Annotated in this window: 17 protein-coding genes and 1 pseudogene; 1 reads left to right on the forward strand and 17 read right to left on the reverse strand. The window is 71.0% G+C overall.

Annotated elements, in window-relative coordinates; all coding sequences use genetic code 11:
• Positions 1-36: 36 nt before the first annotated feature.
• Positions 37-1,206, reverse strand: coding sequence for a trypsin-like serine peptidase (locus tag ABT381_RS16390; protein WP_351593880.1), 1,170 nt, complete (start codon positions 1,204-1,206; stop codon positions 37-39).
• A 105-nt stretch (positions 1,207-1,311) separates the two neighbouring features.
• Here ABT381_RS16390 and ABT381_RS16395 point away from each other — a divergent pair, with 105 nt between their 5' ends.
• Entirely contained in the window at positions 1,312-1,851 is a 540-nt protein-coding gene (locus ABT381_RS16395) for a GNAT family N-acetyltransferase (protein WP_351593883.1), read from the forward strand.
• Between the two features lie 67 nt (positions 1,852-1,918).
• On the opposite strand, the gene ABT381_RS16400 is transcribed toward ABT381_RS16395, so the two are convergent.
• From ABT381_RS16400 to ABT381_RS16475, 16 genes and pseudogenes are all read right to left on the reverse strand, one after another.
• Positions 1,919-2,926 (reverse strand): ABC transporter substrate-binding protein, encoded by a 1,008-nt coding sequence (locus tag ABT381_RS16400; RefSeq protein ID WP_351593886.1) that lies wholly within the window; start codon positions 2,924-2,926, stop codon positions 1,919-1,921.
• A gap of 3 nt (positions 2,927-2,929) precedes the next feature.
• A complete protein-coding gene (locus ABT381_RS16405) occupies positions 2,930-4,924 on the reverse strand; it encodes an ABC transporter permease (RefSeq protein ID WP_467754451.1) in 1,995 nt (664 codons plus the stop codon).
• On the reverse strand, positions 4,921-5,100 hold the full coding sequence (locus ABT381_RS16410; protein WP_351593889.1) for a hypothetical protein: 180 nt from the start codon (positions 5,098-5,100) through the stop codon (positions 4,921-4,923). The genes ABT381_RS16405 and ABT381_RS16410 overlap by 4 nt, the downstream gene beginning before the upstream one ends.
• Entirely contained in the window at positions 5,100-6,242 is a 1,143-nt protein-coding gene (locus ABT381_RS16415; protein WP_351593892.1) for a quaternary amine ABC transporter ATP-binding protein, read from the reverse strand. The genes ABT381_RS16410 and ABT381_RS16415 overlap by 1 nt, the downstream gene beginning before the upstream one ends.
• Positions 6,242-7,804 carry a GMC family oxidoreductase gene (locus ABT381_RS16420; RefSeq protein ID WP_351593894.1) on the reverse strand — a complete coding sequence of 521 codons (1,563 nt, stop codon included), beginning with the start codon at positions 7,802-7,804 and terminating at the stop codon, positions 6,242-6,244. Before ABT381_RS16420 ends, ABT381_RS16415 begins: the two co-directional genes overlap by 1 nt.
• A 228-nt stretch (positions 7,805-8,032) precedes the next feature.
• The gene (locus ABT381_RS16425; RefSeq protein WP_351593897.1) at positions 8,033-9,541 is read right to left on the reverse strand and encodes an aldehyde dehydrogenase family protein; all 1,509 of its coding nucleotides are present in this window, start codon (positions 9,539-9,541) and stop codon (positions 8,033-8,035) included.
• A gap of 215 nt (positions 9,542-9,756) precedes the next feature.
• Positions 9,757-10,932, reverse strand: coding sequence for an amidase (locus ABT381_RS16430; RefSeq protein ID WP_351593900.1), 1,176 nt, complete (start codon positions 10,930-10,932; stop codon positions 9,757-9,759).
• On the reverse strand, positions 10,932-12,020 hold the full coding sequence (locus tag ABT381_RS16435; protein ID WP_351593903.1) for a tetrahydrofolate dehydrogenase/cyclohydrolase catalytic domain-containing protein: 1,089 nt from the start codon (positions 12,018-12,020) through the stop codon (positions 10,932-10,934). The genes ABT381_RS16430 and ABT381_RS16435 overlap by 1 nt, the downstream gene beginning before the upstream one ends.
• A 9-nt stretch (positions 12,021-12,029) precedes the next feature.
• Entirely contained in the window at positions 12,030-12,485 is a 456-nt protein-coding gene (locus ABT381_RS16440; protein WP_351593906.1) for a hypothetical protein, read from the reverse strand.
• A gap of 23 nt (positions 12,486-12,508) precedes the next feature.
• The gene (locus ABT381_RS16445; protein WP_351593909.1) at positions 12,509-13,945 is read right to left on the reverse strand and encodes a hypothetical protein; all 1,437 of its coding nucleotides are present in this window, start codon (positions 13,943-13,945) and stop codon (positions 12,509-12,511) included.
• Positions 13,946-13,984: 39 nt separating this feature from the next.
• A complete protein-coding gene (locus ABT381_RS16450; RefSeq protein ID WP_351593913.1) occupies positions 13,985-14,380 on the reverse strand; it encodes a hypothetical protein in 396 nt (131 codons plus the stop codon).
• Positions 14,381-14,405: 25 nt separating this feature from the next.
• Entirely contained in the window at positions 14,406-14,771 is a 366-nt protein-coding gene (locus ABT381_RS16455) for a DUF4913 domain-containing protein (protein ID WP_351593928.1), read from the reverse strand.
• Positions 14,772-14,812: 41 nt separating this feature from the next.
• A complete protein-coding gene (locus tag ABT381_RS16460) occupies positions 14,813-16,582 on the reverse strand; it encodes a type IV secretory system conjugative DNA transfer family protein (RefSeq protein ID WP_351593916.1) in 1,770 nt (589 codons plus the stop codon).
• A complete protein-coding gene (locus ABT381_RS16465) occupies positions 16,582-18,084 on the reverse strand; it encodes a putative type IV secretion/conjugal transfer ATPase (protein WP_351593919.1) in 1,503 nt (500 codons plus the stop codon). Before ABT381_RS16465 ends, ABT381_RS16460 begins: the two co-directional genes overlap by 1 nt.
• Positions 18,081-19,568 (reverse strand): SCO6880 family protein, encoded by a 1,488-nt coding sequence (locus tag ABT381_RS16470; protein WP_351593921.1) that lies wholly within the window; start codon positions 19,566-19,568, stop codon positions 18,081-18,083. The genes ABT381_RS16465 and ABT381_RS16470 overlap by 4 nt, the downstream gene beginning before the upstream one ends.
• Positions 19,569-19,689: 121 nt before the next feature.
• Positions 19,690-19,922: pseudogene (locus tag ABT381_RS16475) on the reverse strand (hypothetical protein); the annotation flags it as partial.

A 19,922-nucleotide genomic window follows, 5' to 3' on the forward strand; every position in this document is an offset into this window, starting at 1 on the left:
CGGCCGCGTCTCGTGCCTACCGCGCCCCGCGGCCCGTCACTGTCCCGCGTACTTCTTGCTGATCGCGTCGAAGACGCCCTTCGCTTCCGCGCCGAGGTGCGGGCCGGCCAGCCAGGTGTGGTCCAGGGAGCCGATGGAGCTGTTGGAGACCAGGGAGAGTTCGCCGTTGTGGTCGGTGAGCCAGCCGCCGCCGGAGGTGCCGCCCGTCATGGTGCAGCCGATCCAGTGCATGGCGGGGGTGCCCTGGGCCATCGTCAGCCGCACCGGGCGGTCGAGGCAGTTCATCATCTTCGCGCCGTCGTACGGGGGCGCCGCCGGGTAGCCGATGGCCTTCGTGGAGCCGAGGCCGGTCACGCCGCTGCCCGAGGGGGCGCCGAACCAGACCGGTACGGAGGCGCCGACGGTCTCCTCCAGGGACTTGCCGCCGCCGTCCTCCGGCTTCACGTGCAGCACGGCGAAGTCGTAGGCGGACGCGGCGTTGCCGCTGTGGCCGCCACCGTCGATCCACTGCGAGGAGGTCTGCGACCAGTCCGCCCACCAGGTGCCGTACGGGGTGACGTTCTGCTGCGAGGAGGCGGAGACCTGCTTCGCGGGCAGCCCGTTGTCGTTGTACGAGGGCACGAAGACGATGTTGCGCATCCAGCCGCCGTCCCTGCCGGAGTGCACGCAGTGGCCCGCGGTCCACACCAGGTTGGACTTCCCCGGGTTGGCCGGGTCGGCGACGACGGTGCCGGAGCAGACCATCGGGCCGTCGGGGCTGTCGAAGAAGATCTTCCCGATGGGCGCCATGTGCTGGTGGTACGGGCGCTCGACCTGCTGCGCGGTCACCGGGCGCGGCTCGGGGTCGGTGGAGCTCGGACCGCTGCCCGTGCCGGTGCTCTGCGAGGTCACCGCGGGGGCGTCCGCGGCCTTCGCCATCCGGGACGGCTTCCACAGGTCCTTGATGACCGGGTTGGCGAACTCGGACGCCTTGCGGGCCCAGGTGTCCTTGTCCCAGTCCTTCCAGCCGCCCTGTTCCCACTTCTTCAGCGAGTCCAGGCTGTGGGGCAGGCCGTTGGGGAGCTTGGGCCCCCCGGACGTGCCGCCGTTCTCCGCCGCGCTGTCCTGGCCCGCGGCCTTGGTGTCCTCGGGCCCGCAGGCGGTGGCGGTGACGAGCAGCGCGGCGACCGCCACGGCGGCTGCTGCGGTACGGCGTATGGATGGCATGGAGTTGTGCTCCCCCTGGTAACCACTGTTTTGTCATGCCCCCATTCAGGGGCGGGCCCCTACTATGCCGCCAAGGAGTGGTTGACGCGCGAGTAGGGGACTGTGATGCACGTCTTACTGGAGACGGAACGGCTGCGTTTGCGCGCTTTCACCGGGGCGGACCTGGACAATCTGCGTGAGCTGCACGCAGATCCCGAAGTCATGCGATTTCTGGACAGCGGTCAGCCGGCGCCCGAGGTGCTCGTCGCGCAGTATGCGCGCCCCGCTCCTTTCGGATACTGGGTCGCCGAGGAACGGACCACCGCGGCATTTCTCGGCTGGTTCGAATTCCGGCCCGTGCGGGACGGCCGTACGGACGAGGTCGAGCTGGGATACCGGCTCCGGCGCGCCGCCTGGGGGCGGGGTTACGCGACGGAGGGCTCCCGGGCGCTGCTCCGCAAGGGCTTCGCGGAGCTGGGCGTCGAGCGCGTGACGGCCACAACGATGGCGGTGAACACCGGGTCCCGGCGGGTGATGGAGAAATGCGGGCTGCGGTATGTCCGTACGTTCCACGAGGAATGGGCCGACCCGCTGCCGGGTGCCGAACACGGTGATGTCGAATACGCGCTGACCGCCGCGGAATGGCGACGGCCGGGCACCCCATGAGGGACGCCCGGCCGCTTACCGCGCACTCGCTCACCGCATACTCGCGGCAGCGCCGCTTCTCAACGGGTCACTTCCGCGGAATCCACTTCTTCCAGATGTCCGGGTTCTTCTTCACCCAGCTCGCGGCCGCTTCGTCCGCGGGCATGTGCTTGTCGGCGATGAGCTCCGAGACGTAATTCTGGTCGTCCACCGTCCACTTGAAGTTCTTCAGGAACTTCGCGGCCGAGCTGTTGCCCTTGGCGAAGTCCGCGTTGAAGAACTTCTTCAGCGGAGTCTTCGGATAGGCACAGTCGATCGTGGTCGGATCCTTCGTGCCCTTGTCCGCGCAGTCCTTCGTGTACTTCGGAAGCTTGACTTCCTTCAGCGGCAGCTGGTTGAAGAGCCAGTGCGGCTCGTACCAGTACGTCAGGAAGGGCTTCTTCTCCTTGGCGAACTGCTGCATCTGCGTGATCTGGGCCGCCTCGGACCCGGCGAAGACCACCTCGTAATCCAGCTTGAGGTTCTTCACCAGGGCCTTGTCATTGGTGACATAGGACGGCGAGCCGTCCATCAGCTGGCCCTTGTCGCCGCTCTCGGCGGTCTTCAGCTGCTTGGCGTACTTGTTGAGGTTCTTCCAGTTCAGTACGTCCGGGTGCTTGTCCGCCCAGTACTTGGGGACCCACCAGCCGATGTGTCCTTCGACGCCCAGATCGCCGCCGCGGGCGACGGTCTTCTTGTCGTCGATGTACAGCTTCTCCTGGTCGGGGTGGCCCCAGTCCTCCATGATGGCGTCGACGCGGCCCTGGCTGAGCGCGTCCCAGGCCGGGGTCTCGTCCACCTGCACGGTGTCGACCCGGTAGCCCAGCTCGTGCTCCAGCAGGTACTTGGCGACCGCCACATTGGACTGCGCGCCCACCCACGTCTGCACCGACAGCGTGACCGTCTTGGTGCCGGCCGCCGCCGCGAACGGGGAGGTCTGCTTGGTCATGTCGGCCTTGCCGCAGCCGCTGAGGGACAGCAGCAGCGCCCCGGCCAGCGCGGTCGCGCCGGCGGCCTTCGTGAGCGTCCGCGGACGCATGGTGCCCGTACGGAACATGGCTCAGGCTCCCTTCTGCGCGCGGCGTTCGGTCGGCTGGGTGACCCGGTCGACCATCAGGCCCAGGCCGACGATCGCGATACCGGCGATCATGCCGAGGCCCAGGTCGCCCTTGGCCAGACCGGCGACCACGTCGTAACCGAGCGCGCCACCGCCCACCAGGCCGCCGATGATGACGACGGCGAGGACGAGCACGACGCCCTGGTTGACCGCCAGGAGCAGCGCGGGGCGGGCCAGCGGGAGCTGGACCTGGCGCAGCTGCTGCCAGCGGGTGGCGCCGAGCGAGCGCGCGGACTCCATGGCGGCCGGGCTGACCTGGCGCAGGCCCTGGGTGGTGATGCGGATGACGGCGGGCAGCGCGTAGACGACGGCCGCCGCGGAGGCCGGGGCGCGGCCCACGCCGAACAGCGCGACCACCGGGATCAGATACACGAACTGCGGCATGGTCTGGCAGACGTCCAGGACCGGGCGCAGGATCGCCTCCATACGGGCGCTGCCGGCGGCCAGTACACCCACGCCGACACCGACGACGAGCGTGACGACCAGGGCGGCCAGCACCTGCGAGAGGGTGTTCATGGACGGCACCCAGACGCCCAGGACGCCGATGACTGCCAGGGCGAGCGTCGCGGTCAGCGCCGTACGCCAGGTACCGATCAGCCAGGCCAGCGCGGCGACGATCAGCAGCGCGCCCCACCAGGGCAGCGCCGTGAGGCCGTCGCGCAGCGGGTTGAGCACCCAGGAGGTGAAGGCCGCGGCCCAGTCGGCGGTGCCGCCGATGACGGGGATGCCGGAGTAGAGGTGGTCGACCATCCACTCCTTGAAGTTGTTCACCGGCGGGGCGATGTCGACCACCGAGGCGGTCGGCCAGACCAGCGAGCCGGTGACCCGGCCCACGACGGCCGCGAGCGCGGTGACGACGGCGACGGCGGGCCAGACGAACCGGCCGCGCAGCCAGGCGGGGCCGCTGCCCTGATCGGCGCCGAGCCGCTCGCCGGCCTTCGCGGTGGTGCGGTCCATGACGACGGCCAGCAGGACGATCGGGATGGAGGCGGCGAGCGCGGCACCGACGTCGACGGAGGCCAGCGCCTGGTACACGCGGTCACCGAGACCGGCCGCGCCGATCATCGAGGCGATCACGACCATGGACAGCGCCATCATGATCGTCTGGTTGATGCCGAGCAGCAGTTCCTTGCGGGCCAGCGGCAGCCGGGCGGTCAGCAGCCGCTGCCGGCCGGTCGCGCCGAGCGAGGCGACGGCCTCCAGCACACCGGCGTCGGCGCCGCGCAGGCCGAGGGCGGTGAGCCGGGCCATCGGCGGGGCCGCGTAGATCACGGTGGCGAGCAGCGCCGCGGGGACGCCCATGCCGAAGACCATGACGAACGGCAGCAGATACGCGAACGCGGGCAGCACCTGCATGGTGTCCAGGACCGGCCGCAGGATGCGGAACATCCGGTCCGAGAGGCCGCCGATGAGGCCGAGCAGCGCGCCCACGGCGATCGAGGCGAGCACCGAGACGGCCATCAGCGCGATGGTCTGCATGGTCGGCACCCACATCCCGAGGACGCCACTGACCAGCAGGGAGATCAGCGCGGTCGCGGCGATGCGCAGGCCGGCGACGCGCCAGGCGACGAGGGTGACGAGGGCGGTCACGCCGGTCCAGCCCAGGGTGAGCAGGAGGAGGTAGACAGCGCGTACGGAGATGACCGCGGCGTTGCTGAGGTGGCCGAGGAAGTAGACGAAGAGCCAGTGAGAATCGCGGTTGTCCACGATCCAGGTGCTGGCGTCGCCGAACGGACCGGTGAGGTCGACGGTCAGCGCGTGCGGCCAGACGCCGCTCGCCCACTTGGCGTTGACGAGGGGGGCGAGGACGGCCGCGGCGACGGCGAGGATCAGCAGCTTGCCGAGGGCGCCGTGGCGCAGGGAGGCGGTGAGGCGGGCCGCGCGCGGCGAGGCGGCGGCCGGTGCGGTGGTCGCGGGGCTGGTCGTGGCGGCACTCACACGCGCCCCCGCTTCGCGGTACCGGTGGGCACGTTCAGCGCGGCGGCGCGCTGCGCTTCGTGCCAGTACCGGCGGGCCACTGCACGCAGCCCTCGCAGGGTCAGCGGCCGGGCGGCCGCGGGGCGGGCTCTGAGGTTCAGCGTCACGGGGACCGTGGGGACGGTACGGGGGTGCATCAGGCGACCGCCTTCCCGTGGTCGGCGACGCCCTTGTCGGGCGCGTCCTCGTCGAGCCGGGCCACGACGTTGAGCAGGCACTCGTGGTCCACGATGCCCAGGCAGCGGCCGTCCTCGACGACGCGCGCCGCGCCGCCGGAGCGGACCACGGCCTCGATGGCGTCGGAGATCAGCGTGTCGGGGGCGAGCGCGGCGCCGTCCTCGGCCTCGCCGGACTCGGCGGGCCGCATGGCGCGGCGCACGGTCAGCACCTGCTCGCGGGGCACGTCGCGGACGAAGTCGCGTACGTACTCGTCGGCCGGCGAGCCGACGATCTCCTCGGGGGTGCCGAGCTGGACGATCTTCCCGTCCCGCATCAGGGCGATGCGGTCGCCGAGCAGCAGGGCCTCGGCGAGGTCGTGGGTGATGAAGACCATCGTGCGGCCCTCCTCCTTGTGCAGGCGGATGACCTCCTCCTGCATGTCGCGCCGGATGAGCGGGTCCAGCGCGCTGAAGGGCTCGTCGAAGAGCAGGATCTCGGGGTCGACGGTGAGCGCGCGGGCCAGGCCGACGCGCTGCTGCTGACCGCCGGAGAGCTGGCCGGGCTTGCGCTGCTCCAGGCCGTCGAGGCCGACCTTCTCGATCGTCTCCATGGCCTTGGCGCGGCGTTCGGCCTTGCCGACGCCCTGGATCTCCAGGCCGTACGCGACGTTGTCCAGCACCGAGCGGTGCGGGAGCAGGCCGAAGTGCTGGAAGACCATGGCGGCGCGGTGCCGGCGCAGCTCGCGCAGCGCGGACCGGTCCATGCCGCGCACGTCCTCGCCGTCCATCTCCAGGTCGCCGCTGGTCGGCTCGATGAGCCGGGTCAGGCAGCGGACCAGGGTGGACTTGCCGGACCCGGAGAGGCCCATGACGACGAAGACCTCGCCCTTCCTGACGTCGAAGGAGACGTCACGGACGGCGGCGGTGCAGCCGGTCTGCTCGCGCAGCTCCTGCGCGGAGAGCTCGGTGAGGGAGGCGTCCTCCGGCACCTTCTCGGCCTTGGGCCCGAAGACCTTCCACAGGTGACGGACCGCGAAGACCGCGTCCTGCTCCGCCTGCGAACCGGTGGGCGTGGTGGGGGACTTCTCGGTGCCGGATGCGTCGACGACGGTGCTGGCCATCACGCATCACCTCCCTGGGTCGGGGTCTCGGTGAGGATTTCGGCGCACTTCTCCCCCACCATCAGCACGCCGATCATCGGGTTCACGGCGGGCATCGTCGGGAAGACGGACGCGTCCGCGATACGGATACCGTTCAGACCGCGGATCTTCAACTGCGGGTCGACGACAGCCAGTTCGTCGTCGATGGCACCCATCTTGCAGGTACCGGCCGGGTGGTACACGGTGTGTGCGGCCTTGCGGACCAGTTCGCTGATCTCCGCGTCGTCGGTGACGTCGGGGCCGGGGAAGACCTCGCGCTTGAGCCACTTGGCGAACGGCTCGGCCTGCGCGACCTTCCGCGCCAGCTTGATGCCGTCGACGAGGGTCTGCCCGTCGTAGTCGCCCTCGTCCTCGAAGTACTTGAAGTCCAGCGCGGGCTTGACCTCGGGGTCGGCGGAGGTCAGGTAAAGACGGCCGCGCGCGCGGGACTTGGGGATGTTCGGGGTCATCGACACGCCGTGCTCGGGGCGTTCGTAGCCCATCCGCTCGGGGTTGTCGGTGAAGGGGATCTGGTAGAAGTGGAACATCAGGTCCGGGCCCTTGTGGTCCGGGTCCCGCTTCACGAACAGGCCCGCGTCGGAGTCCATCGCGGAGTTGCCGGGGAGCGGACCATTGGTCTCCCAGACGATGACCGACTCGGGGTGGTCGATCAGGTTCTCGCCGACGCCCGGCAGGTCGAGCACGCACTCGATGCCCAGCGCCTCCAGGTCCTTCTTCGGACCGATGCCGGAGTGCAGCAGCAGCCGCGGGGTGTCCACCGCGCCGGCGCAGACCAGCACCTCGCGCCCGGCCTCCAGGTAGATCTCCTCGCCGTCCTTGGTACGGACGTGCACGCCGCGCGCCGTCGTACCGTCCAGCTCCAGCTTGTACGCCCAGGTCTCCAGCAGCAGCGTCAGGTTCGGCCGGTCACCGGCCTCCATGTGCGGGTGCAGGTAGGCGACCGAAGCGGACGACCGCTTGTTGTTCTCCGGGTGGTAGGAGAGATCGAAGAACCCGACACCCTCCTCGAACGGCTGATCGTTGAAGCCCACGACCTCGGGAACATCCAGGGCGTCCTTGACGGCCTCGATCCAGTCCGTCGCGATCTGGTTCTGGTCCTTCTTCGCCACCCGCACGATGTTGTTGCGGAGCTTGCCGAAGTACGGGTCCATCGCCTTGGCGTTCCAGCCGGCGGCGCCCGCCTCCTCCCACTCGTCCCAGTCGGACGGCAGCGGCTTGAAGGAGATCAGGGTGTTGTGCGACGAGCAGCCGCCGAGGACCTTGGCGCGGCTGTGCAGGATGTGCGAGTTGCCGCGCGGCTGCTCGGTGGTCGTGTACTCGTAGTCCAGCTCGCCGCCGAGCAGGCCGAGCCACTTGCGCAGCGTCAGCACGTCCTCGCGGTCGATGTCGGAGGGGCCGCCCTCGATGACGGCGACGGTGACGTCGGGGTCCTCGGTCAGGCGGGAGGCGATCACCGATCCTGCGGTGCCACCGCCGACGATCACATAGTCCGCGGACATCTTCTTCGCTGCTGCGGGAGACATGGGTAGCTCCTTGTGTTTTCCAAAGTTCGAGCGGCTGCGCAGTGCTTGGGAGCGGGTGCGCTCGGCGGGGCTGCGGATCCGCTGGGCCGCTTCGTCGCGGCCGGGGAAGTACGGGGGGCGGGCCGGGCCTTCGGGAGATGGGGTGGCCGGGCCCGCTTCGGAGGGGCGGACAGCGGGTGGCCGGGCGGGCTGCGGGGTGCCGCCGCCCGCCCGGTCACCGCGGACTCGTCAGCCCGCGAACCAGCGCACCGGCTCCGGGCGCAGGTTCTCGTAGATGTGCTTGCTCTCGCGGTACTCGTCCAGGCCGGCCGGGCCCAGCTCGCGGCCGACGCCGGACTTGCCCATGCCGCCCCACTCCGCCTGCGGGAGGTAGGGGTGGTAGTCGTTGATCCAGACGGTGCCGTGGCGCAGCCGCGCCGCGACGCGGCGGGCGCGCGCGGTGTCGCCGGACCACACCGCACCGGCCAGGCCGTACTCAGTGTCGTTGGCGAGCTCGACGGCCTCGTCCTCGGTGGTGAAGGTCTCCACCGTCAGGATCGGCCCGAAGGTCTCCTCGCGGACGACCTTCATGCCGCGGTGGCAGTTGTCCAGGACGGTCGGCAGGTAGAAGTAGCCGCCCTCGGGGCGGACATCGGACGGCTTGGGGCGGGAACCGCCGCAGCGCAGCCGTGCGCCCTCCTCCATCGCGGACTCGACGTACGCCTCGACCTTGTCCAGCTGCTGCTGGGAGACGAGCGGGCCGCACTCGACGCCCTCTTCGGTGCCCCGGCCGAGCTTGATGCGCTCGGCGCGGCGGGCCAGCTCGGCGACGAAGCGGTCCTTGACCGAGGCCTGGACGATCAGCCGGGCACCGGCCGAGCAGACCTGGCCGCTGTGGATGAAGGCGGCGTTCAGCGCCTGGTCGACGGCGGTGTCGAACTCCTCGTCCGTGGAGCAGGCGTCCGCGAAGACCACGTTGGGGTTCTTGCCGCCCAGCTCCAGCGCGACCTTCTTGGCGCCGGAGATCGCGGCCGCGCCCGCCTTCGTACCGCTGACCAGCCCACCGGTGAACGAGAACAGGTCCACGTCCGGGTGCTCGGCGAGCCGCTGCCCCACGGGCACGCCCGCGCCCGTGACGATGTTCGCGACACCGGCCGGCAGCCCGGCCTCCACCAGCAGCTTCACCAGATGCACGGTGGACATCGGCGTGACCTCGCTGGGCTTGATCACGAAGGTGTTGCCGGCCGCCAGCGCGGGGGCGACCTTCCAGCTGGCCTGCAGCAGCGGGTAGTTCCAGGGCGTGATCATCGCGCACACGCCCACCGGCTCGTACACGACGACGCTGTGCACGTCCTCGCTGCCCGCGTCCACGACCCGCCCGCCGCTCTCGTTCATCACGAGGTCGGCGAAGTACCGGAAGGCGTTGGTGACGTCGTCGACGTCGACCCGGCCCTCTTCCAGGGTCTTGCCGGTGTCCCGGCTCTCGATCAGCGCGATCTCCTCGCGGTCCCGCTGCAGGAGATCCGCGACGCGGCGCAGCAGCGCGGCCCGCTCGGCGGCAGCCGTGCGCGGCCACTCACCGGCCCCGCCGCCGAATGCCCGGGACGCGGCGGCGACCGCCGCGTCCACGTCCTCGACGCCGCCTTCCGACACGACTGCCAGTACCGTCGCATCGGCGGGGTCGAGGACCTCCCGCGTGGCGTCGGATGCGGCGCCACGCCACACCCCGTCTACGTGAATGGTCTCGATTGCCGACACGTCCGCTCAGCCCTTCACTTCCACTTGCCGTTTGTGCCCGCTGGTCACGCCAGCAACATCGACCCCTCCCCCCTTATGTGTTCCTCATGCGCAGAGGTTCACGAAAAGTGATGGGGGTCACCTGCCCAAGGGCTTAATATCCCCCTTTGCGGTATTTACAGGAGGCCGCGATTCCTCTGGGTGATCAGCGTTCGGCACCCGATCCAGCTGCGATGTCACGGCTTGGCCAGGCGCGGACACAGACCGGCATGCGTCTCCGCCGCATGGGCGACATCGAGAAGCAGGCGCTCGGATCCGTGTGCCGCCACGACTTGCAGGCCTACCGGACAGCCATCCGTACCGAAGCCCGCCGGGATGCTCACCGCTGGGTGCCCACTGAGGTTGAACGCCCAGGTCAGTGCCGTGCTGTAGCGATCACCCGGCCCATCATGACCATGCGGCTGATTCGGGGTGACCGGAGTCAGCAGGAGCTGGGCCCGTGCGAAGACCGCCGAGAGACGAAGGTCGTTGTCGGCCCGGACCGCCGCCGCGGCGGCCGGGGCCTCGCCAGGTGCGCGCAGGGAGAGCCAGGCACGCCCCGGGTCGACAAGATCCACCGTGCCGTCCTCGGCCAGCCGTACGACTCCTGCCTCGGCCAGCCGCCCTGCCGCGCGGTGGGCGATCGCGGCCGGCTCCGGGTCCGGCTCGGCAAAGCCCAGGTCGGCGGACCATACGGCGGTGGCGGGAAACTCCGTACCGGCTGCGCCGTGCTCGTCTCCACGCACACAGCGCCAGTACGCCATGGCGTCCAAAGCGGACCGTGTGAGCACTCCGGGAGCGGCGAGCCCCGTGCGGTCCGGTGAGGGGAGCAGGCCGTTGGTGATCTTCAAGCCGAACACCCCGCACCAGGCGGCCGGGATACGCACCGAACCCGCGCCGTCGCTGCCTGTTGCCAGCGGCACCAGCCCGGCCGCCACCGCGGCGGCGGAGCCGGCCGAGGAGCCGCCGGGGGTCCGGTCCGAGCGCCAGGGATTGCGGGTGCGTCCGGCCTGCCCCATCCCCCAGGTCTGCCAGGGGGTACCGGGCCCTGGCACGGACGTCGCCCCGAGCGGCACGCAGCCCGCCGCCGTCAAGGCCCGCGCGGCGACGGACCGCACACCTCGGACGCCTTTGACGCCCAGGGGCACCCCCGCGAACGGCAGTCGTGTTCCCGCGGCCACCAGACGGTCGACCTCGCGCGCCCGGATGAGCGCCTCGCCCCGCCATACCTCGGTGAACGCATGGAGATCCGGATCGACGTGCTCGATCCGTGCCAGCGCGGCGGAAACGACCTCGCGGGCGCTGAGGTCTCCCGCCTGCACGGCCGCGGCGACCTGACCGGCGGTGAGCGATCCGTACGCTTCCGGGTGCATCAGCGGCCATGCCCGCCGGAAGGCCCCGACGGCGGGCGGGGAATGTGCGGGCGCGCCGGCGCGGCTTGCGGACGCGCCGCCGACTGCCCGGCCGCCGGTGCGGCCTGCGGCCCCTGCATGGACCGGCTCCTGAGCCTGGCGGCCTGGGCCACCGGGGCCTTGGGCCCCTGCGCCGCGCCGGCGCTGTTCGTGGCCTGTGCCTGGGCGGACTGTTCGCGGTTCAGGTACGGCTTCGCCGCCACCTGCCACGGTGTGACGTGGGGATCCACCTCCTTGCGCACCACCCGTTCCATGAGCGTGGCCATCTCCACCGGTCCGATACCTCCGGGCACCGGCGTGAGGTGTTGCGGGATGTCGTAGGCCTCGCGGCGCACGTCACCGCGCACGCTGCCGTCCGGCTGCGGCACGAACCCCGAGTCGACCACCAGCCGGTGATGCGGCCGCAGGTGTTCCGGCCCGAGGATGCCCGGGTTGCCGGTGACCGAGACGACGATGTCGGCGTCCCGGACCCGGGTCAGGTCGTCCCCCGCGTCGAGCTCGATGGGACGGTGGCCGTTCTCCTTCAGCTGAGTCACCACGCCCTGGCCCACGAACCCCTTGGCGCCCACGACCGCGATGGTCGGGTTGTCCTGCGCGAAGGGCTCGACCACCCGGCAGATGCCTTCAGCCGTGGCACAGGCCCGGTAAGGGGACCGGTCCTTCAGGAGGGCATCGATGTCCTTCTGCGGGTCCATCCGCTGCACCAGCGGCATCAGGTGGGCCGGCGGGGGGAACTGCACAATGATCGCGCGGGTGTCGGCATCCCGGTTGCACTGCTCCAGAACGCCGGCGAACCGGGCACGGTCGGTATCCGGAGGCAGGACTATGTGGTCCGCTCGGAAGCCCAGATGCTCGAAGCTCTTCACCTTCTGCTCCGCGGACACCCTGGAGGCCTGAAGCCGCGCCTGCCATTCGGGCGGATCGGTCGCGGCAGGCTCGAAACGGATGATCGCCACCCGCTTGCCGGTGGGCTCCACGACATCCTTGTAGTGCTGGTACAGAGAACGGGCCTGCCCCAGCACCTCCCTGCCCGATACGTGTTCGGTCATCTGCAGCCGTCAGCCCTGGTGGCCCAGAGCGGTCAGCACCTGCGCGACCGGATCCAGGTGCCACCCCTTGAGCAGCGTGTCCACCTCCTGTACGGACAGCGGCTTGTCACCCCGCAAGTCGTCCTGGTGCCCGCTGTCGGCATCGCCGGTGACGTTGATGCGGTGGAAAGTCTCCGGACCGGTGGGATCGTTGTATGAGAACTGCCCGAAGTGGGCGATCCAGACGACATTCCCCAGGTCCTGCGCCAGCTGATCCTGCAGCGCGGGCACCACGGCGTCGGCCACGCTGCCGAAGTCGTCGGTGACGCCTCGGTCGGTGGGGTTGCTCGCCAGTTCGGACACGACGACGACCGTCTGCCGGGCCGCCGGGTCGTGGGCCGCGCGGACCAGGGAGTGAGCGGCTCCGGCCCGGCGATGCCGCCAGTGGACGATGCCTGTGAAGCGATGGACGGACGCGTGATTCATGGGTACTCCTGCAGAGATGTGCTTCAGCGGTTCTTGAGTACTGAGACGAGCAGCCCCGCACCGTTGTTCCGGGTGACGAAGAGGCCCGAGTCCCGCAGGGGCTGCAGGGGGAGCTCCGTACCGATGGGCAGGGCCTTGACCGTTCCGTCAGAGCTCCGCACCTCGGCGACGGTGCCTTCCGTGTCGGCGGACGGGACGGCGCCGTAGGCGGTGCCGTCGTCGCGGATCGCGCGGATCAGGACGCCCTTGCGGTTCTCGTCGCCCGCGAGGCAGGTGCCCTTGCGGTCGCGGGTGTCGAAGAGGACGGTCCCGTACGCCACGTACCGGCCGTCGGGCGATGCCACGGGCTCGGGCTCGTCCGAGCTGTCCAGCGAAGTGAGATCGGGCCCGCCGCACGCGGTACTCGCCTGGATCCGGCCGGTCTTCGCGTCGTGCACGGACCAGATCCGGTCGTCCTCCGCGTCCTCCCCCTCGGGGGCCCATTCGGCGACGAGACGGGTACCGATCGTGCCGACGACCTCGCCGTTGCGGTTGCCGCTCGCGCGGAGGGGGCCGGTGGCGGCACCGTCCGGGGTCACGTCCTGGCTGCTCCACTGCCCCGGCACCTCGAAGCCGCCGTCCAGTTCGCTGGTAGCGACCGGGCCGTCGGCCGTGATCGCCGCGACCTGAGCCGTACACCCCTCGACGTCGCAATCGACGCCCAGCTTGCTGCCGTTGCCGTAACTCGTGACCTTGCCGCTCTCCATGTCCACCGAGGCGCCGAACGTCGCGTAGCCGTGCCACGTGACGACGAGTCCCGCACCGCCGTCCCGGACGTGGAGGTCCTCGGGCTGGGCGCTGACGATGGGGTCGCTGTCGTCATCGTTCTTGAGGGGCACGGAGACACGGTGCGTCGGGGCGACGCTCTTGCCGGCAGCGTCGAGGGGAAAGATCTCCAGCTCGACGACTTCCCTGCCGTTGTTCAGTTCGTCCCTGCCCCGGACGCCATGAGCCCAGGCGACCACGTAGTCGTGGCCGTCCTGATGCACCGTCGTCAGGCCGGGAAGCTCCGCGTCGCCGCTCTGGTACTGGCTCGAGTCGGCCACTTCCGACAGCGGAGTCGGCGGGCTCCACGGCTTGCCGGTCCACTCGACGGCACCGGACGAGGCGTTCCGCACCTGGACCGCGTAGCCGGTCTCGTCGACCGCGGTCAGATAGGCGACCCTGTTGGCCGGTCCCGACGCGGCCACCGGTACGGAGGTCGGCTCCTCCGGGAGCCAGGTGAGCTTCTGCTGCCACCCCTCGCGGCCTTGGTAACCGGAGGGCGCGGTGATCTCCGTGAGCGGTTCGGCCGTCGCGCCGCCGCGCTCGTTCTTGCCGTTCTTCCCGGAATCCTTGGGAGTGGCGGTACTCCCGTCGCCGCACCCGGCCAGGAACGCTCCGGCCAACACCACACTCAACAGCGCCTTTGCGCTACGCACGAACGTCCTCACTTCTCTGTACGGATCTGTACGGGCTGGTCAGCGGGATCGGGCCGGGCCCGGTGGGAGCCGACGGGGGGTGCGGGCCGCGACGCCCTGCGGTGTACGGGAGGGTGGGTCCGTCCGACGTCTCGACGGCGGTTCGGCCGCCTTCTTCGGGGCGGGTTCTTCCTCGTGGAGCAGCTGTGCGGCGATGGCGAGCGCTTCCTCCAGCGTGGCGAAGAGGGTCCTGGGCGGAGTGGACTCCCCGCTCGTCGGGAAGCCCACCGACACCCGCCACAGCCCCTGCGCGTGCTCCACCACAACGGTGCGTCCACCGAGCCGAAGCTCGATGACGACGCCGCCGGCGGGCTCCTCCCGTACCTCGGCGACCGAAGTCCCGCCCACGATCCTGTGGACGGCCGCGGCCAGCCGGCTCAGGTCTGTCCGGCCCATCCGGCCCCCTCGCTCCGGTACCCGGTCATCCGTCGTACGCGTCGACCTCCGGTGCGGCCTTCGCCCGGTGTGCGCCGGCCTTGCAGCCCGCGAAAGGGCCCGCAGGGTCGCGGAGTTCGAGCATGGTCGGGCCGAGGTGGTCGCGATGCCACACCGCGGGCCCGCTGGCCCCCGATGCCGGATCGGTGAGCTCCTGCCACGCGAGCCAGAGGGCGTGCAGCCGGGCCACCGCCTCCTGGTGCTCCCACCAGCGGGGACACCAGGGGGCCTGGGAGCGGGGCTCACGGCCGTACACCGGCACCAGCAGGCCGTTGACCCACAGGGCGAGCTGCCGGAGTTCCTCCGCGTACTCCTCACCCTCCAGGTAGAGAATGAAGGGCGGGGCCTGCATGTCGACGTCACCACCGGTGCCGCCGTCGAACGTCTGGGCTGTCACGGTTTCTCCATCACTGTCCGCGCCGCGCGTGCCGTCATCGCCTGTACCTCTGCCTGGGCGGCTGCCTGAATACGGTCCGCGCCCGGCTCCTGGTACCAGGGGCGCAGCCGGATCAGGGCCGGCCGGATACCGGTCGCCAGCAGCAGCGCCGTGCCCTTCGGAAGGGCGCGGATGCGGTCGACCGGCATCACGCGCTCCTGCCGGTAGGAGGTCGAGCGGGTACGCCCGTCCTTGCTGCGCGAGACGCTCACCGTACTGACGTCGTGCTCGCCCACGAGCTTGGAGACCTTCTCCACGAAGTCGGCGTCGTCCAGCCCGGCGCCCAAGAGCTTGATCGTCGCCGCGCTCCACAGGGCGTCCATGCCGGCTTCGCCCCAGACGCGGCTGCCCTGCCGGTAACTCTGCAGCAGCGTCACGACGTTGATGCCGCGCGAGCCGAAGTGCGAGTACAGGTCGGGAAGATCGCTGATGCGGCAGACGTTGGCCGCCTCGTCCAGCACCGCGGTCATCGGCGGGTCCAGCCGCCCGCCCTGGCGCTCCGCCGCCATGGCCCCCGCGCGCATCACCGAGTCGGCCAGCGCCGCGATGACACCGGCGGCCGAACCACCGCCGTCCTTGGAGAGCAGGTAGAGGGTGTCGCGGCTGAGCGCGTGCCGGTGCGGTGAGAACTGCGCGACCCGCGGGTCCGGTGTCACCCACGCCACGATCCGGGGATCCAGCAGGCAGGCGACACACTGCCGGGCCGTCTCGTAGATGCCGTCGCGGGTCTCCACCGCGCCCTGGATGGTGCCCTGCAACTGCGCGGCGAGGGCCGGCATCTGCGCATCGTTGAGCAGGTCGATCGGCGTACGGTCGGCCGGGTCGGCCAGCCAGCCGAGCAGATCGGTGACCTGCCGCTGACCGCGGTTCGCGGCGTGCAGGAGGGCGGTGAGAGTGTTCTGGGCCGCGGAGATCCAGAAGTCCTTCTTCGAGGCGTCGTCGTTGACCGCACCCACGAAGTGACCGGCCAGCCGCATCGCCCCTTCGATGGTGGACGCCTCCGCCAGCATGTCCCACCACATGGTGCGCGGGGTGTGGGCGATGCCCTGCGGGTCGAATGTCCACACCGTACCGATCCGTTCCCGCTCCGCCTTGGTGACCGTGTAGACATCGGCCTTGTTGGAGGTGAGGACGACCGGGCCACGCGCACGCAGCGCACGGGGAGCGGCGATTCCGGTGGACTTTCCGGAGCGAGGTGCCATCAGGTGCAGCTCCACGTCCTCGTACGAAGAACGCAGCTCCGGGCCGTTCGGTTCGAGATTCCCCAGCAGATTGCCGATGTCGTCGGGATCGAGCTTGGCCGTCCTCGCGAGCGAGGGCCGCAGCGAACGTGCTTTCTTCGCCGCCTCCTTGGGCAGCAGCGCCGCCAGCTCCTTTCGTCCGGCGAGGCCCTTGGGCCTGGACGCCCGGCCGCGCAAGGCCATGAGCACCACGACGATCAGGGCGAGCGCGAGGACGAAGAGCGCCACGATGCCCGCGATGACCGCTCCGGCCGGTGCGTCGGGCCAGAGCGCCGACGGCCCCTGCTGCACCAGGTCGGCCATGGACCGCAGGGAGAAGGGCGGCGGGTGCCATCCCGCTCCGGACACCGCGGCGCCCAGCGTGCCGCCGATCCAGGCGCCGAAGAAGGCGAGGAAGCAGAAGGCGGCGACGGCGACGATCACCCAGGGGAGGATGTCGTCGGCGCCCGCGCCGCTCTTCCGCCCGCCCGTGTACGGCTTGCTCATCACCGTCTCCCCAGGTCTTCCACCGGATTCCCGGCGCCGATCCAGCGCGTGTTGGTGTTGTGCAGTTCGCGCTCGGTGTCGGTGATGGCCACCCGGATCGGGATGCCGGGGCGTCCGCCCACCTTGATCAGGAAGCGGCCGCGCCCCGGCGGCTCCTCGTTCCCGCCGGTTCCCGCCCAGCCCGGCGGCGAGGACCAGGACGACACCAGGTCGATCTCGCGCTCCGAAAGCCCGACGATGTTGCTGAGGTCCTGCATCTCCGCCTTGGGCAGGCCGGCGCAGACCACCATTCCGGCACGTTCCACGAAGCCGCGGGCCTTCGCCCGGTCCGCCTCGTTCCCCAGTGCCTCCGCGTCCTTCAACGTATGCGTGATCTTGGCGTCGCCGAGACCCAGGGAACGGTTCAGCCGGGTCAGCGCGTCGATCCGCTCGACGATGCCGGACGCCGCGCGCAGCGGCCGCCACAGCTCGTCGAGGACGGTGAAGAACCAGCGCCGCGGCGCCAGCCCGGCGTCGGACAGCGCGTGCGCGGCGGCGACCGTGCCGAGCCCGTCCGACCAGGCCGCGAGCATCGCCGCCGCGGTCAGCTGGGTGTCGGCCTCGCCGATGCGCGAGATGTCGATGCACACCGCCGGCGAGTTGGCGTCGATGCGGGTCGAGGTCTCGGAGGCGAAGGTACTGCCCAGCGGGCCGTCCAGTACGCCCAGCAGGGACCGGTGCAGCGGGTCGACGGCCTCCCGGTAACGCGACATGTCACCGCGGTCGAGCGTGACCGCACGGACCCGGTCCGGCCCCTCGTCGAGGACCCTGAGCAGGTCGGGAAGGAGCGGCGGACGCCCGGCGGTGGTCCGCTCCCTGAGGTGGTGCAGGCAGGCGGACACCACGGACATCTCGTGGTCGCCCATGGGCTGTCCGCGCACGATGGTGATCAGCGCGGCGACCATGTTGAGTACGCGGCCGTGGGCCTCCGAGGCCAGCGCCCGCCCGGCCTCGCCGCCCAGCCGCTGCGCCGCCTCGCCCATGGCACCGGGGTCGAGGACGTTGATGCCGCCGACACCACGCCCGATGGAGATCACCTGGCCGCCCAGGGCCCGCACCGTGTCCGCGTAGTCCGGCTTGAGGTCGCCGAGGACCAGCGGCACGACGCCGGTCGCGGCCAGCCCGATGAGCATCCGGTTGACGAGCGTCGACTTCCCGAGGCCCGGCATCCCGAGCATGAAGAGGGAGGGGTTGGAGATGTAACGGGCCCGGGTGAACCACGAGATGGGGTCGCCGCAGACGGTCGCGCCCGTGTGCAGGTGCTGGCCGAGCGGCACGCCGGTCATGGGCGCGCCGGAACCGGCCGCGAACGGCCACAGCCCGCACGCCTGCACCGTGGTGGCGCGCCACAGCGACGGCGGGTCGAGGTGAGCGACCTGGCCGCCACCGGGACCGAACCAGCCCCGGGGCGGAGCCACCCGCGGCGCCGCCTGCCGCGCCTGGGACTTGTTCTTCCTGCTCACAGCGCCTCCCGGATCTCGCGCGGGATGAGCGTGTGCTCCCAGGGCAGGATGCCGACGGGGAGGGTGCAGGTGAAGGCGGAGGCCTGCATGCGGTCGGCGGAGCGCATCAGCACCCGGGACGAGGCCTGAAGATTCCGTACGGTCGTGGCCGCGTCCGCGAGCTGTTCCTCGTTGTCGACCGTCACCGTGAGCATCAAGGAGAACTCCACGAGTCCGGCGCCCGAGGCCTCCTCGGCGGCGGTCTGCTCGGCCGCCCGCATCTCGTTGGAGGCCCGGGCCTGGACCAGGCCGCGGCCCGAGGAGGCGGTGAAGTGGGCGTTGCGGCGGTCGGCTTCGACGATGCGGGCGGAGGTCGCCGGATCGATCGGACGGTAGACCAGGCACACCCGCTTCCGCCGGGTCCCCGGCGCGGGCTCCAGCAGGCCACGCAGCACGTTGGACCGTACGGTGCCGCGCGGCGCGAGGGTGAGCAGCCAGCTGCGGGAGACGCCCGAGTCGTGCTGGTAGGAGGTGACCGACTCCACCGCCGCGGCCGGACCGGCGTCCTCCCACTCCAGCCCCGTGGAGGTGTTCTCGGCCCGCGCGGTCAGCACGTCCGGGGCGATGGCCGGGTCGTACGCCACGCGGACGGTCTCCGCGATCTGCTCGGCGGAGAGCGGGAAGGCCGCGCCACCGCCGGCCGCCACCAGTCCGGACAGCAGGCCCGGCAGCCGCATGGCCAGGTCGGTGATCACGGCCTCGGGGTCGCGGCGAGTGCCGACGGTCCCGTACGTGAGCGTGATGTAGGTGTGCATCTCGGAGGAGGCCGAGGGGTAGCGCTGCACGACCTCCTCCATCACGGCGCGGGCGGCGGCCGGAGCGGTGGGCGAGAGCCTGGGCAGGACTTCGGCGGCCAGCCGGGTGCCCGTGTCGGGTGCGGTCTCCACCACCACGGACGCGCCGCGCAGCCCCGGCTCGTGGGAGAGCCGGGCCAGCCAGTCGCCCCAGGACGCCACCCAGATGTCGATCTGGTCGGCATCGATCAGCGAGCCGCCATCGGGTTCGCACCCGAGGACGACCGTGTAGAGATTGCGGCCGGGATGGTGCAGCACTCCGAACGGACGGTCGTACGCGTCCCGTCCTTCCCGCATCTTCACCCGGGCCAGCAGCCCGGGCGGCGAGAAACGTCCGCCCGGCCGCTGCGACAGCGGGCCGGAGACATAGATGTGTGAGCCTTTGGACTTTCTTCGCATCCAACCGATCCGTACTGCGAGCAGCTGATAGATGTTCCGGCCGTCCACGGTGCGGACGGCTACGGGGGCGACGAGCAAGAAGAGCGGTACCAGGACGGTGATCGCCGCTACCAGGGAGATCAGCGAGGCCAGCAGGACCACCACCAGCCCGCCGAAGGTCACGACGGTGCCCAGCAGACCGAGCGGCCCCAGCCCCGGACGTCTGGGGCGCCGCCAGTTTCCATACGTGGGACGCGCGACTTCGCTGGCCATGGAGTTCCTTTCAAGGTGTCCCTGCGGCGCCGGGCCGTACCGGGCGAACACTGCTTCTGCGACGCGGTCGACGAAACGCCGTCACGTACTGAGGTGGGCGCGGGCCCGCGTCATGCGCCCGCTACTCGTTGTGGCCCTTGTTCCCGTCGTTGTCGCCGAGCGAGTTGACGACTTCGCTGGCTGCCTGCACACCGGTCTGTACGGCGATCGCCGCGGCCTGCGCCGCCGTTCCGGCACCGGCCGTCGCGGCACCGCCCGCGGCCGCCGCACCGCCACCCGCGGCCGACGCTCCGCCGCCACCGGCACCTGCGCCGCCGCCACCGGCACCTGCGCCGCCGCCTCCGGCAGAGGCGC

This window comes from Streptomyces sp. NPDC000151 (assembly GCF_040301705.1).
GTDB lineage: Bacteria > Actinomycetota > Actinomycetes > Streptomycetales > Streptomycetaceae > Streptomyces.

Excerpts from the sequence above, each read along its gene's own strand:
- ABT381_RS16390 (WP_351593880.1), bottom strand. The coding sequence starts at position 1,206 with ATGCCATCCATACGCCGTACCGCAGCAGCCGCCGTGGCGGTCGCCGCG.
- ABT381_RS16400 (WP_351593886.1), bottom strand. The coding sequence starts at position 2,926 with ATGTTCCGTACGGGCACCATGCGTCCGCGGACGCTCACGAAGGCCGCC.
- ABT381_RS16415 (WP_351593892.1), bottom strand. The coding sequence starts at position 6,242 with ATGGCCAGCACCGTCGTCGACGCATCCGGCACCGAGAAGTCCCCCACC.
- ABT381_RS16460 (WP_351593916.1), bottom strand. The coding sequence starts at position 16,582 with ATGAGCAAGCCGTACACGGGCGGGCGGAAGAGCGGCGCGGGCGCCGAC.
- ABT381_RS16440 (WP_351593906.1), bottom strand. The coding sequence starts at position 12,485 with ATGAATCACGCGTCCGTCCATCGCTTCACAGGCATCGTCCACTGGCGG.
- ABT381_RS16435 (WP_351593903.1), bottom strand. The coding sequence starts at position 12,020 with ATGACCGAACACGTATCGGGCAGGGAGGTGCTGGGGCAGGCCCGTTCT.
- ABT381_RS16450 (WP_351593913.1), bottom strand. The coding sequence starts at position 14,380 with ATGGGCCGGACAGACCTGAGCCGGCTGGCCGCGGCCGTCCACAGGATC.
- ABT381_RS16395 (WP_351593883.1), top strand. The coding sequence starts at position 1,312 with ATGCACGTCTTACTGGAGACGGAACGGCTGCGTTTGCGCGCTTTCACC.
- ABT381_RS16470 (WP_351593921.1), bottom strand. The coding sequence starts at position 19,568 with ATGGCCAGCGAAGTCGCGCGTCCCACGTATGGAAACTGGCGGCGCCCC.
- ABT381_RS16455 (WP_351593928.1), bottom strand. The coding sequence starts at position 14,771 with ATGCAGGCCCCGCCCTTCATTCTCTACCTGGAGGGTGAGGAGTACGCG.
- ABT381_RS16420 (WP_351593894.1), bottom strand. The coding sequence starts at position 7,804 with ATGTCTCCCGCAGCAGCGAAGAAGATGTCCGCGGACTATGTGATCGTC.
- ABT381_RS16430 (WP_351593900.1), bottom strand. The coding sequence starts at position 10,932 with ATGCACCCGGAAGCGTACGGATCGCTCACCGCCGGTCAGGTCGCCGCG.
- ABT381_RS16410 (WP_351593889.1), bottom strand. The coding sequence starts at position 5,100 with ATGCACCCCCGTACCGTCCCCACGGTCCCCGTGACGCTGAACCTCAGA.